12 protein-coding genes are annotated in these 12,460 nt (G+C 54.7%); 6 read left to right on the top strand and 6 right to left on the bottom strand.

Annotated elements, in window-relative coordinates; all coding sequences use genetic code 11:
- Nucleotides 1-20 precede the first annotated feature (20 nt).
- The 6 genes from rng to csrD form a co-directional block, all read right to left on the bottom strand.
- Nucleotides 21-1,490 carry a ribonuclease G gene (rng, locus tag JT31_RS14285; RefSeq protein ID WP_038478340.1) on the bottom strand — a complete coding sequence of 490 codons (1,470 nt, stop codon included), beginning with the start codon at nt 1,488-1,490 and terminating at the stop codon, nt 21-23.
- Nucleotides 1,480-2,073 carry a Maf family protein gene (locus JT31_RS14280; protein WP_038478338.1) on the bottom strand — a complete coding sequence of 198 codons (594 nt, stop codon included), beginning with the start codon at nt 2,071-2,073 and terminating at the stop codon, nt 1,480-1,482. Before JT31_RS14280 ends, rng begins: the two co-directional genes overlap by 11 nt.
- 9 nt (nt 2,074-2,082) lie before the next feature.
- On the bottom strand, nt 2,083-2,571 hold the full coding sequence (gene mreD, locus JT31_RS14275) for a rod shape-determining protein MreD (RefSeq protein ID WP_016538424.1): 489 nt from the start codon (nt 2,569-2,571) through the stop codon (nt 2,083-2,085).
- On the bottom strand, nt 2,571-3,557 hold the full coding sequence (gene mreC, locus JT31_RS14270) for a rod shape-determining protein MreC (protein ID WP_008454901.1): 987 nt from the start codon (nt 3,555-3,557) through the stop codon (nt 2,571-2,573). The genes mreD and mreC overlap by 1 nt, the downstream gene beginning before the upstream one ends.
- Nucleotides 3,558-3,621: 64 nt before the next feature.
- Nucleotides 3,622-4,665 carry a rod shape-determining protein MreB gene (gene mreB / locus JT31_RS14265; protein WP_000913396.1) on the bottom strand — a complete coding sequence of 348 codons (1,044 nt, stop codon included), beginning with the start codon at nt 4,663-4,665 and terminating at the stop codon, nt 3,622-3,624.
- Between the two features lie 306 nt (nt 4,666-4,971).
- Nucleotides 4,972-6,912: an RNase E specificity factor CsrD gene (gene csrD / locus JT31_RS14260; RefSeq protein ID WP_038478329.1), complete on the bottom strand. Its 1,941-nt coding sequence runs from the start codon at nt 6,910-6,912 to the stop codon at nt 4,972-4,974.
- Nucleotides 6,913-7,119: 207 nt separating this feature from the next.
- Here csrD and JT31_RS14255 point away from each other — a divergent pair, with 207 nt between their 5' ends.
- From JT31_RS14255 to accC, 6 genes are all read left to right on the top strand, one after another.
- Entirely contained in the window at nt 7,120-8,094 is a 975-nt protein-coding gene (locus JT31_RS14255; protein WP_038478327.1) for an MDR family oxidoreductase, read from the top strand.
- A 112-nt stretch (nt 8,095-8,206) separates the two neighbouring features.
- The gene (gene msrP, locus JT31_RS14250; protein WP_038478325.1) at nt 8,207-9,211 is read left to right on the top strand and encodes a protein-methionine-sulfoxide reductase catalytic subunit MsrP; all 1,005 of its coding nucleotides are present in this window, start codon (nt 8,207-8,209) and stop codon (nt 9,209-9,211) included.
- Nucleotides 9,212-9,811, top strand: a complete 600-nt coding sequence (gene msrQ, locus JT31_RS14245; RefSeq protein ID WP_038478322.1) for a protein-methionine-sulfoxide reductase heme-binding subunit MsrQ — start codon at nt 9,212-9,214, stop codon at nt 9,809-9,811.
- Nucleotides 9,812-10,042: 231 nt separating this feature from the next.
- The gene (gene aroQ, locus JT31_RS14240) at nt 10,043-10,495 is read left to right on the top strand and encodes a type II 3-dehydroquinate dehydratase (RefSeq protein ID WP_038478320.1); all 453 of its coding nucleotides are present in this window, start codon (nt 10,043-10,045) and stop codon (nt 10,493-10,495) included.
- A gap of 22 nt (nt 10,496-10,517) precedes the next feature.
- Nucleotides 10,518-10,997, top strand: a complete 480-nt coding sequence (accB, locus tag JT31_RS14235) for an acetyl-CoA carboxylase biotin carboxyl carrier protein (RefSeq protein WP_008454913.1) — start codon at nt 10,518-10,520, stop codon at nt 10,995-10,997.
- 10 nt (nt 10,998-11,007) lie between these two features.
- Nucleotides 11,008-12,354, top strand: coding sequence for an acetyl-CoA carboxylase biotin carboxylase subunit (accC, locus tag JT31_RS14230; RefSeq protein WP_038478317.1), 1,347 nt, complete (start codon nt 11,008-11,010; stop codon nt 12,352-12,354).
- Nucleotides 12,355-12,460 lie beyond the last annotated feature (106 nt).

Genomic DNA, 12,460 nt, shown 5'->3' with positions numbered 1-12,460 from the left:
CAAAATGCGCATCCGCACATTTACATCATAACGACGTCGAACTGCTCCTGATTGTAGAGCGGCTCAATCTGGACTTTGACCTGTTTACCTACAAAGATTTCTACTTCGGCCAGCGCGTGAGACTCTTCGCTTTTCAACGCTTCACCTACCGCAGGAGAAGCATAGACCAGGAAACGGTCAGAATCGTAGGCATGATGCACGCGAACGATTTCACGCATAATTTCATAGCAGACCGTTTCGACCGTCTTTACCGTGCCGCGGCCGTGGCAGGTCGGACATTCGTTGCAGAGCACATGCTCTACGCTTTCGCGCGTGCGCTTACGGGTCATCTCGACCAGGCCAAGCTGGGAGAAGCCGTTAATGCTGGTTTTCACGCGATCTTTACTCAACGCCTGCTCGAGAGAATGCAGCACGCGACGGCGGTGATCTTCATTACTCATGTCGATAAAATCGATGATGATAATGCCGCCCAGGTTACGTAACCGAAGCTGGCGCGCGATGGCCTGAGTGGCTTCGATATTGGTATTGAAAATCGTGTCGTCGAGATTGCGGTGGCCAACGAACGCGCCGGTATTGATGTCTACCGTGGTCATCGCTTCGGTCTGATCGATGACCAGATAACCGCCGGACTTCAGCTCCACCTTGCGCTCAAGGGCACGCTGGATTTCGTTCTCAACGTCATAGAGGTCGAAAATGGGCTGCCGGCCGCTGTAATGCTCGATTTTACCGGTCATCTCCGGCATGTACTCGGCGGTAAATTCCAGCAGCATTTCATAAGTCAGGCGGGAATCAACGCGGATACGATCCAACGCCGCATCTGCAAAGTCACGCAGTACTCGCTGCGCCAGGGCCAGCTCGCCGTACATTTGATAGCGGGTTTGATTACGCTTTTTGCGCTCGCTGACCTTGGTCCAGACTCGCTTCAGGTAAGCCGCATCAGAGGCTAAATCTTCTTCGCAGACGCCTTCTGCGGCCGTACGAATAATAAAGCCCCCATGCTCATCGCAATATTCATTCACGATGCGCTTCAGGCGGTCACGTTCGGCTTCGCTTTCAATGCGCTGGGAAACGCCAACGTGCGATGCGCCCGGCATAAAGACAAGATAGCGGGAAGGAAGCGTAATGTCGGTGGTCAGGCGTGCGCCTTTGGTGCCCAGCGGATCTTTCACCACCTGCACCATTAAATCTTGCCCCTGGCGAACCAGTTCGGCGATATCGCGCACGCTAAAGTTCTTTTGCTCCTCACCGGCTACGCACTCGGTGTGCGGCATAATGTCAGAAGCATGAAGGAAAGCCGCCTTGTCCAGGCCAATATCTACAAATGCCGCCTGCATTCCAGGCAGCACCCGGCTAACGCGACCTTTGTAGATATTCCCTACTATTCCGCGGCGCGCTTCGCGCTCGATATGAATCTCTTGCAGTATGCCACCGTCAATATAGGCTACCCGCGTCTCTGATGGGGTAACGTTGACTAATAATTCAGCCGTCATCTTTTCCTCGTCCGTCACGCAGCGCGTGAAAATTGCTCAGCAATTCACCAGTTTCCACCAGCGGTAATCCCACCACTGCATGATAACTGCCATTAATCCTTTTAACGAAACAGCCACCAAGCCCTTGAATGCCATAGGCACCGGCTTTGTCCATAGGCTCACCGCTGGCAATATAGCCGGCAATATCCTGTTCGGATAAGCTGCGAAACGTCACTTCGGTTATCACTAACGCTTCCAGCACCTGATTCGCGTCGGCGATAGCCACCGCCGTCATCACCTGATGCTGGTTTCCTGAAAGCAGGCGCAGCATCTGAGCGGCATGCTCAGTATCCCGCGGTTTTTCCAGCACTTCTCCGTTAAAAATAACTATCGTGTCTGCACCCAGTACCGGCAAATCCTTGACGGCAAGCGCCACGCCAGCCTGCGCTTTTTCACGCGCCAGGCGACGGACATACTGCTCCGCGCTTTCGTGCGGCTGCCGCTGTTCTTCAATGCCTGGAACCAGGCGTTCGAAAGAGACGCCCATCAGGGTCAGAAGCTCCTGACGGCGAGGCGAACCGGATGCCAGATACAACGTAGTCATGTTTACCTTTTATTGCACAGCGAATTGCTGGCGAACTTTGCGCATTAACAGGAAAATCCAGGGCCACAGGATACCGTTAACTACACTACTCCAGAACACTTCCGGTCTGAAAGAGACGTTGATCACTAAAAATTCTGACCAGAAAACAATGATGTCGGTGACTAACGAGAGCAGCATGACGACCAGCGCCTGCTGCCAAAGGGCGAGGTTACGGAAAAGCTGGTATTTCAGCGCCACCAGGTAAGCCACAATACTTAATGATAGAGCGCGTACGCCAAGCGTGGAGCCGCTGATCAAATCCAGTATGGCACCCACAACAAAACCCGTCCCAACATTAACGCGGTGCGGCAGGGCTAAAATCCAGTAAAGCAGAATCAACAATACCCAATCCGGCCGGTAAAACTTTAGGTCATCCGGCCAGGGCATTACCTGCAACAGCAGGGCAATCAAAAATGAAAGCCAGACAACCCAACGGCCCTGGCTACGATAACTTCCCACTACTGTGCTCCCGTAGCAGGCTGGGTAATGCCGGTGGCAGGTGCAGGGACCGGCGCTGGCGGGCCCATTGAACCCGGCGGCGGCAGAACCTGAGGCATCATCTGCATCAGGCGCTCATTGGCCACGCGGTGGACTTCCTCAGGCGGCATTGGCGACGACCCGTTTTTGTCCGCACCCCACAGCAGCAGCAGGTAACGCAAACGCTGCAGACCGGCGGTTGGACGAGCCTGGATCACGGTATAGGCACGCTGAGTATCCAGCTTAACCGATGATACAACCCCAACCGGGTAACCTTCAGGGAAGCGGCCACCGAGCCCGGAAGTCACCAGCACGTCCCCGACGCGAATGTCGGTATTGGCCGGCAGATGCTCAAGCTGGAGATCGTCAGTACAGCCGTTACCCGCGGCAATCACGCGAATATCGTTACGCAGCACCTGAATTGGCAGCGCGTGGGTTGCATCACAAATCAGCAGCACCCGGCTGGTCAGTTTTGCGACCGCGACAACCTGGCCGACAACGCCTTTATCGCTGATGACCGGCTGGCCTTCGTAAACACCGTTGACGCTGCCTTTATCGATAACGACCTGATCGCTGTAAGGGTCGTTAACGGTAGAGATAACCTGGGTGACCATTTTCTGCTCATCCTGACGCAGTGGAGAACCCAGCAGCTCGCGCAGGCGCGCGTTTTCCTGCCGGTATTGACCCAGCATCAGCAGTTCACTGTTTTTCAGGATTAGCTCCTGACGCAGAACCCGATTTTCAAGTTCAAGCTGGTCGCGCGAGGCCAGCGTCTGAGACACGCTGTCGAGTAATTCACGGGGACCATTAGAGACAAAATAGAAAGGACTGACGGCAGTATCCATGTATGTTCGAATCTGGCTGAACATACCGAGGCGGCTGTCGGCGATAATGACACCAAGCGCCACCAGCACCGCCAGGATAAGGCGAATCTGTAGCGACGGGCCACGGCTAAAAATTGGCTTCATAGGCTATGCGTATTCCCAAACCAGCAAGCAGGGGCAGCCGAAAGCTCCCCCTGTCCTGTGGCTGTTACTCTTCGCTAAACAAGTCGCCGCCGTGCATGTCGATCATTTCCAGTGCCTTGCCGCCGCCGCGGGCAACACAGGTCAGTGGATCTTCTGCAACTACTACCGGGATACCCGTCTCTTCCATCAGCAGGCGATCGAGGTTACGCAGCAATGCGCCACCGCCGGTCAGTACCATACCGCGCTCGGAGATATCGGAAGCCAGCTCTGGCGGACACTGTTCCAGCGCAACCATAACCGCGCTAACAATACCGGTCAATGGCTCCTGCAGTGCTTCGAGGATTTCGTTAGAGTTCAGGGTAAAGCCGCGTGGAACACCTTCAGCCAGGTTACGACCGCGAACTTCGATCTCACGCACTTCGTCGCCTGGGTAGGCAGAACCGATTTCGTGCTTGATGCGTTCAGCGGTAGCTTCACCAATCAGAGAACCGTAGTTACGGCGCACATAATTAATAATGGCTTCATCAAAGCGGTCGCCGCCGATGCGCACGGAAGAGGAGTAAACCACGCCGTTCAGGGAGATAACGGCCACTTCGGTGGTACCACCACCGATATCAACAACCATCGAGCCGGTTGCTTCAGAAACCGGCAGGCCTGCGCCAATTGCCGCAGCCATTGGTTCTTCAATCAGGAATACTTCACGTGCACCGGCGCCCTGAGCGGACTCACGGATAGCACGACGTTCAACCTGGGTAGCCCCTACCGGCACGCACACCAGCACGCGCGGGCTTGGGCGCATGAAGCTGTTGCTGTGAACCTGTTTGATAAAGTGCTGCAGCATTTTTTCGGTCACGAAGAAGTCAGCGATAACGCCGTCTTTCATCGGACGAATAGCCGCGATATTGCCCGGCGTACGGCCCAGCATCTGTTTAGCATCATGGCCCACGGCCGCAACGCTTTTCGGCGAGCCGGCACGGTCCTGGCGAATGGCCACGACGGAGGGCTCATTCAGTACGATGCCTTGTCCTTTCACATAAATCAGGGTATTCGCAGTACCCAGGTCAATGGACAGGTCATTGGAAAACATGCCACGAAATTTTTTCAACATACTAAGGGATAATCCTGAAAGCTGGGGCGGATACAAAATCCGCTTACTTTACCAACCACACGCTACAGCGACAAGGCGCAAAAATGTTCTGCAACGGTGAAAAATAGTGCAGTTCACTACGGCTGTTACACTTTTGAAACGTCTTCCTACGTGGCGTTCAGAAATGCAGCAAACGCGGTAGAATAAACGAACAGCTAACAGCAGCAAACCGGTTCATAACGGCTGCGACAATCTGGCCGGCAGGCTGACTAGCCCCCTTAAGATGCAGCGCGCGTTATTCTACGTGAAATAATGGCAAACGGCAGGTTAAACCGAGTATCTTTGTGAATATTTTTTCACATTACTGTCAAGCGGCTGAGATGCGGCGATAAAATCACCTTGTGCCCCTGCCACCCCGTTATCAATCAGCGTCTGCCATTCGCCTCGGGTCCTCACTCCCGTTGCAAAAACACGGGTTCGCGTGCCGTTACAGGCCTCAACCAGGCTCTTAACAAAGAGCTGGTTTTCAGTACGCTTGCCGATGTTTCTGACCAGACCAGGATGCAGCTTGATCAACTCCACATCCAGCTCTTTAATATAGGTTGTGCTGACCACCGTTAACCCCGCCTGGATAACCACCACCCTTGCCCCTAATGCGGTGATTAAGCGAACAACATGTTGTAAACGGCTGATGTGTTGACATACATCTGCCTCAGCAAGTTCAAAAAGAATCCGTGAGCGCTTCGATTTTTCGCACTGCATCAGAGAATCACGCAGCCAGCGCTGGAATGGGGCACGGATCAACGAGTCGACGGTGATTTGAATCGCAAGCGTTTCTTCCGGCCAGAAGTTCAGCAGCGGCAAAAGCCGGGACACCACCTGGCGATCATATTGCTCTGACAAACCGAACTGCCTGACCATCGGCATATACTCTGCCGACAAGACTTCCTGCTCGCCGTCAAAAATACGGCACATGATTTCACGGTGAAGAACGGCACCGTCGCGATCGACCGCAGGTTTCTGGTAAAAACGTGGGCCGCCCTGCTTCAGGATTTGCTCAAGCAAGGTGCGCCACTTCACGTTGCCTCGCCCCTGCTCCGGCAGCTTGTCATCGTAGACCGACCAGCTGTTTGCCCCCTGGAAAGCGGCATTGCGGGTGGCGATTTCCGCATGTTCCATCACCTGTTCTTTTGTCTGCCCACTGCGCCAGGCGCAAATGCCGATGTGCAGCATATCGCTCCGGTCAACCATACGGGTGGGCGGCAGCGCATCGACGGAATTCAGCAGCTGGCTGGCGATACCGTCGGCCTCTTTTAGGGTACGGTGCGGCAGCAGAACCGCAAAATCACTGCGGAAATAGCGAGCCAGCAGAGCGCCGGGATAGCGCATCACAAAGGTTGAGAGCAGATTAACCAAAGTGAATAAATATTCTTCTACCGGGCCGTTGCCCCAGGTCTCTTTTAACAGCTCGAAATCCGGCAGGCGAATAATCATCACCACGCCGTGGGCGCCGACCTGCTCCTGGCCTTCCAGCAGCGTTGCGAGCTGGTTATCAAAGAACAGGCGATTATTCAGCCCGGTTTTAATATCCTGAGCGGCAAAGGCCCTGATCAGGGTATCCACACGGCTGCGCTGCTCGCCGGCGCTTTGCAAATCTGAAAGTAAGGTATCCAGCGCGCTGCTCACCAGCGGTGGCCACTCATGCACGGTGCCGCGAACCTCAGCCCCACGTTCCCCGCTAATGATTTTCCCGGCCCTTATTTCTAAAAGCTCCTGCCCTGAAAGCTGACGCTTGAGCCAGCGCCCTGCAATGAACAGAACCCCCAGCATAAAAGCGACCGCCGCAGTCAATGGCGTAGTGGTAAACATCGCGTGGTAGTAGACGGAAATCGGGTCACGATAGGTCAAATGCAGGGTCATCCCTGGGTGCTTCATCAGGGCAACATTGAGGGTGCGGTAGGTGTATTGCGTGCCCGTCGGGCGATAGCCCTCGGGTAAAGCGTGCAGGAAAAGGTAGCTTTTATCCGCCAGCAGGCGAATTTCCGTAATATCAACCGGCATCATCAGTTCGCTGAAGCGATCCGCGAGCTGCTGGGGTGAATGTGAAACCAGCTGATTATCAATAATGGTGGCAACGGTCAGGATACGCTGCTGAGTTTTATCATGGACCGAGTTATAGAAGCTTAACAGGCACCCCACCAGCGTTACGATAATCGCAAGCCCGGTGAGAAGGGTGATAAAAGCTGAGAGTTTCGTCGTTAATCGCATCCTTGTGTTAACTCCGGTTAGTGAAAATTAACCACACTCATCATGGGCCCCAAAGGAGGAAGCATTAAATAGCAAAGGTCGACCCCAGGCAAACGAAACCCCTCGGGAATTTCTGAGCATTTATTGCGGTAAGTCGGCTCTTCACATCAGTATCGGAGTATAGTCTGCTAAGATTTTTTTCCCATTGCTACCGACCGAGGAGCGCCCATGCAGGCATTAATCCTGGAACAGTCCGAAGGCCAAACCGTGGCCGCGGTAAAAACTATTGAGCTCGCCACGCTGCCTGAAGGCAACGTTACGGTGGAAATTGATTACTCCAGCCTGAACTATAAAGACGCGCTGGCCATCACCGGCAAAGGCAAAATTATCCGTAATTTCCCGATGGTGCCGGGTATCGACTTTGCAGGCAAAGTCCACGCCAGCGAAGACGCTCGCTTCCAGCCTGGTCAGGCGGTATTACTTACCGGCTGGGGCGTAGGGGAAAACCATTGGGGTGGTCTCGCACAGGCCGCCCGTGTCAACGGTGACTGGCTGGTTGCTATACCGGAAGGTTTAGACGCGCGTAAAGCGATGATCATCGGTACCGCCGGTTTTACCGCCATGCTTTGCGTTATGGCGCTGGAAGACTCGGGCGTGACGCCAGAAAGCGGTGAAATAGTCGTGACCGGCGCAAGCGGCGGAGTGGGCAGCACCGCGGTCGCCCTGCTGCACAAGCTGGGATATAAAGTGGCCGCCGTGTCCGGCCGCGAGAGCACACACGATTACCTCAAGAGCCTTGGCGCTGACCGCATTCTGGGCCGCAACGAGTTTGCCGAAACACGTCCACTGGAAAAACAGCTGTGGGCCGGTGCCGTGGATACCGTGGGCGATAAAGTGCTGGCGAAAGTCCTGGCGCAGATGAACTACGGCGGTTGCGTGGCAGCTTGTGGTTTAGCCGGTGGCTTCGCGCTGCCAACCACCGTGATGCCGTTTATCCTGCGTAACGTTCGCCTGCAGGGCGTGGATTCGGTGATGACGCCGCCGGAACGCCGTGCCGCCGCCTGGGCACGCCTGGTACGCGACCTGCCGGAGTCTTTCTATCAGCAGGCGACCACCGAAATTGGCCTTGCAGACGCACCAAAGTACGCCAGCGACATCATTAACAACGCCATTCAGGGAAGAACCCTGGTAAAAGTACGCTGATACCGCCTGAGGAGTGACATTCTGTCGCTCCTCAAATTTCAATTTTTCGTGACATATTCGCCGGAACGCTTTCTCTCGGTCATGCTTAGGCTATCGCTACGAGGAGAACGTCATGAAAAAGGTCACCCGGCTCACCGAAGCCGACGTTACGCCAGAATCCGTGTTTATGATGAAGCGCCGCCAGGTGCTGAAGGCTTTGGGCATCAGCGCTGCCGCCCTGTCGCTCCCCCAAACCGCAAACGCCGATATTCTTTCGTGGTTCAAAGGTAACGATCGCCCGGCGGCACCTTCCGGCAAACCCCTGACGTTCAGTAAACCAGAAGAGTATCAGGCAAAGCTGGCGTTGACCCCGGAAGACAAGGTTACCGGCTACAACAACTTCTACGAATTTGGGCTGGATAAGGCCGATCCTGCCGCTAACGCCGGCGGGCTGAAAACCGATCCGTGGCAGATCAAAATCAGCGGCGAGGTGGCTAAGCCCATGACGCTGGATCACGACGATCTGTATAAACGCTTCCCGCTCGAAGAACGCATTTACCGCATGCGCTGCGTTGAGGCCTGGTCGATGGTCGTGCCGTGGATTGGCTTCCCGCTCCATAAGCTGCTGGCGATGGTTGAGCCCACCAGCAACGCAAAGTACGTTGCCTTTGAAACGCTTAATGACCCGGAACAAATGCCCGGGCAGAAAGACCGGTTCATCGGCGGCGGCCTGCAATATCCTTATGTAGAAGGATTGCGGCTGGATGAAGCGATGCATCCGCTTACGCTGCTAACGGTGGGCGTTTACGGTAAGGCATTGCCGCCGCAAAACGGCGCGCCGATACGCCTCACTGTGCCGTGGAAATACGGGTTTAAGGGCATTAAATCTATCGTCAGCATCAAGCTGGTCAGCGAACTGCCGCCGACGACCTGGAACCTTGCCGCACCGAATGAATATGGTTTCTACGCCAACGTGAATCCTCACGTCGATCATCCTCGCTGGTCTCAGGCCTCGGAGCGCTTTATCGGCTCGGGTGGTGTACTGGACGTTAAGCGCCAGCCGACGCTGCTGTTTAACGGCTATGCTGACCAGGTAGCTTCGCTTTATCGCGGTCTTAATCTGAAGGAGAACTTCTGAGTGAGACTGACGGTAAAACAGATAACCTGGCTCAAAGTGGCGCTTCATCTCGCCGCTTTCCTGCCCTTCGTCTGGCTGTTTTACGCGGCAAGCCAGGGACTTTTCAGCGCCGATCCGGCGAAAGATATCCAGCATTTTACCGGCAGAATGGCGCTGAAACTGCTGCTGGCAACGCTGCTGATTACGCCGCTGGCACGCTACGCTAAACAGCCGCTATTGATTCGTACCCGCCGCCTGCTGGGCGTCTGGTGCTTTGTCTGGGCGACGCTGCATCTCACCAGCTATTCGCTGCTGGAGCTGGGAATAAGCAATCTTGGCCTGCTTGGCCAGGAGTTGGTGAGCCGCCCTTACCTGACGCTGGGCATCATCTGCTGGATTATCCTGCTGGCGCTGGCCGTCACGTCCACCCAGCGGGCACAGCGTTTTTTAGGCGCCCGTTGGCAGAAACTGCATAACTTCGTCTATCTGGTGGCGATCCTCGCGCCGATTCATTTCCTTTGGTCGGTTAAGATTTTGTCCCCTCAGCCCTTGCTTTATGCGCTGGGCGCTATCATCCTTCTTGCACTTCGCTACAAGAAGTTTCGCCAGTGGTGGCGCTAGCCACAGAGCGTGTGCTTCTCCGCAGAAAAAACATCAATCGGTACCGTTCTCCGGATACCGGTTGATCATCTTCCCTGATAAGACCAGTATTTAGCTGCCAAATGCTACGAAATCGTTATAATGTGCGACTTCGGTTTTTTCTGACGCCCATTTTCGGCTCGAAAAGGTGACAACCGGAAAACTTAGGTATATTTTGTAAATTGCCTACTAATTGCGGGAGATGGCAGCACGATGTCGGGTGAATTTCACATTTTGCTTTTGAATGGCCCTAATCTGAACATGCTGGGCACGCGGGAGCCGGACAAGTACGGCCACCAAACGTTAGCAGAAATTGTTAACACGCTTGAGGCAGAGGCAACAAACCTTGGCGTAACGCTCAGCCACCTGCAATCTAACGCGGAGTATGCGTTGATTGACCGAATTCATCAGGCCAAAGACACTGTCGACTTTATCCTGATTAATCCGGCCGCGTTCACGCATACCAGCGTTGCGCTGCGCGATGCGTTACTGGCGGTGGATATCCCGTTTATCGAGATTCACCTCAGCAATGTGCACGCACGTGAACCGTTTCGCCATCATTCATATCTTTCAGATAAGGCCGTCGGCGTGATCTGCGGATTAGGCGCTGATGGCTATTCATATGCACTACAGACGGCGGTAAAACGCCTGTCAAAATCCATCTAAACAAAGAGTACGGAACCCACTCATGGATATTCGTAAGATTAAAAAACTGATCGAGCTGGTTGAAGAATCAGGCATCGCTGAACTGGAAATTTCTGAAGGCGAAGAGTCTGTACGTATCAGCCGCTCACCGGCAAACGCTGGTTTCCCAATGATGCAACAGGCCTACGCTGCGCCAATGTACCAGCCTCAGCCACAACCGGGTCTGGCCCAGGCCGTTGCGCCAGCCGCAACCCCAGCCATGGAAGCCCCTGCAGCTGCTGAAGTCAGTGGTCACATCGTACGTTCCCCAATGGTCGGTACCTTCTACCGTACCCCAAGCCCTGACGCAAAAGCGTTCGTGGAAGTGGGCCAGAAAGTTAACGTTGGCGATACCCTGTGCATCGTTGAAGCAATGAAAATGATGAACCAGATCGAATCTGATAAAGCCGGTGTGGTGAAAGCGATTCTGATTGAAAATGGTCAGCCGGTAGAATTTGACGAGCCGCTGGTCGTCATCGAGTAACGAGGCGAACATGCTGGATAAAATTGTCATCGCCAACCGTGGCGAGATTGCCCTGCGTATTCTTCGTGCCTGTAAAGAACTGGGCATCAAGACCGTCGCCGTGCACTCAAGCGCGGATCGCGATCTGAAACACGTATTACTGGCGGATGAGACGGTCTGTATCGGCCCGGCTCCGTCCGTAAAAAGCTATCTGAACATCCCGGCAATCATCTCCGCGGCGGAAATCACCGGCGCGGTAGCGATTCACCCGGGCTATGGCTTCCTGTCTGAAAACGCCAACTTTGCCGAGCAGGTTGAGCGCTCCGGCTTTATCTTCATCGGTCCGAAAGCTGAAACTATCCGCCTGATGGGCGACAAAGTTTCCGCGATCACCGCGATGAAGCAGGCTGGCGTACCGACGGTACCAGGCTCTGACGGCCCATTGGACGGCGACATGGATAAAAACCGTGCCCATGCGAAACGCATCGGCTACCCGGTTATTATCAAAGCGTCCGGCGGCGGCGGCGGTCGTGGCATGCGCGTAGTGCGCGGCGACGCGGAACTCGAGCAATCCATCAACATGACCCGTGCGGAAGCCAAAGCGGCTTTCAACAACGACATGGTTTACATGGAGAAATACCTCGAGAACCCACGCCATATCGAGATTCAGGTGCTGGCCGACGGCCAGGGTCATGCTATCTATCTGGCCGAGCGTGACTGCTCCATGCAGCGCCGCCACCAGAAAGTTGTTGAAGAAGCGCCAGCGCCGGGCATCACGCCTGAGCTGCGTAAATTCATCGGCGACCGCTGTGCAAAAGCCTGTATCGACATTAACTACCGCGGCGCAGGGACCTTCGAGTTCCTGTTCGAAAACGGCGAGTTCTATTTCATCGAAATGAACACCCGTATTCAGGTAGAACACCCGGTTACCGAAATGATCACCGGCGTGGACCTGATCAAAGAGCAGCTGCGCATTGCTGCCGGTCAGCCGCTGTCCATCAAACAGGAAGACGTTCACGTTACCGGCCATGCGGTGGAATGCCGTATCAACGCCGAAGACCCGAACACCTTCCTGCCAAGCCCGGGCAAAATCACGCGCTTCCATGCGCCTGGTGGTTTTGGCGTGCGTTGGGAATCGCATATCTACGCCGGCTACACCGTACCGCCGTACTACGATTCAATGATTGGGAAGCTCATCTGCTACGGCGAAACGCGTGAAGTGGCTATTGCCCGCATGAAAAACGCCCTGGCGGAACTGATTATCGATGGCATCAAAACCAACATCGAGCTGCAGACCAAAATCATGAACGACGAAAACTTCCAGCACGGTGGAACTAACATCCACTATCTGGAGAAGAAACTCGGTCTTCAGCACTAAGTTTCCGTTGAACATGTCGACAAAAGGCCGGATCTCCGGCCTTTTCTTTTTGTATTCCCCCGCTGGATGGATGCGTTACAATCCCCGCTTTCCGCGAACTCAAGGG

The organism is Cedecea neteri, from assembly GCF_000757825.1.
GTDB lineage: Bacteria > Pseudomonadota > Gammaproteobacteria > Enterobacterales > Enterobacteriaceae > Cedecea > Cedecea selenatireducens.
This window is presented reverse-complemented; position numbering and strand designations above follow the sequence as displayed.

Bases quoted from the DNA above. Each gene is read 5' to 3' on its own strand.
- JT31_RS14280 (WP_038478338.1), bottom strand. From the start codon at position 2,073: ATGACTACGTTGTATCTGGCATCCGGTTCGCCTCGCCGTCAGGAGCTT.
- accB (WP_008454913.1), top strand. From the start codon at position 10,518: ATGGATATTCGTAAGATTAAAAAACTGATCGAGCTGGTTGAAGAATCA.
- mreC (WP_008454901.1), bottom strand. From the start codon at position 3,557: ATGAAGCCAATTTTTAGCCGTGGCCCGTCGCTACAGATTCGCCTTATC.
- JT31_RS14255 (WP_038478327.1), top strand. From the start codon at position 7,120: ATGCAGGCATTAATCCTGGAACAGTCCGAAGGCCAAACCGTGGCCGCG.
- mreB (WP_000913396.1), bottom strand. From the start codon at position 4,665: ATGTTGAAAAAATTTCGTGGCATGTTTTCCAATGACCTGTCCATTGAC.
- msrP (WP_038478325.1), top strand. From the start codon at position 8,207: ATGAAAAAGGTCACCCGGCTCACCGAAGCCGACGTTACGCCAGAATCC.
- accC (WP_038478317.1), top strand. From the start codon at position 11,008: ATGCTGGATAAAATTGTCATCGCCAACCGTGGCGAGATTGCCCTGCGT.
- aroQ (WP_038478320.1), top strand. From the start codon at position 10,043: ATGTCGGGTGAATTTCACATTTTGCTTTTGAATGGCCCTAATCTGAAC.
- rng (WP_038478340.1), bottom strand. From the start codon at position 1,490: ATGACGGCTGAATTATTAGTCAACGTTACCCCATCAGAGACGCGGGTA.
- csrD (WP_038478329.1), bottom strand. From the start codon at position 6,912: ATGCGATTAACGACGAAACTCTCAGCTTTTATCACCCTTCTCACCGGG.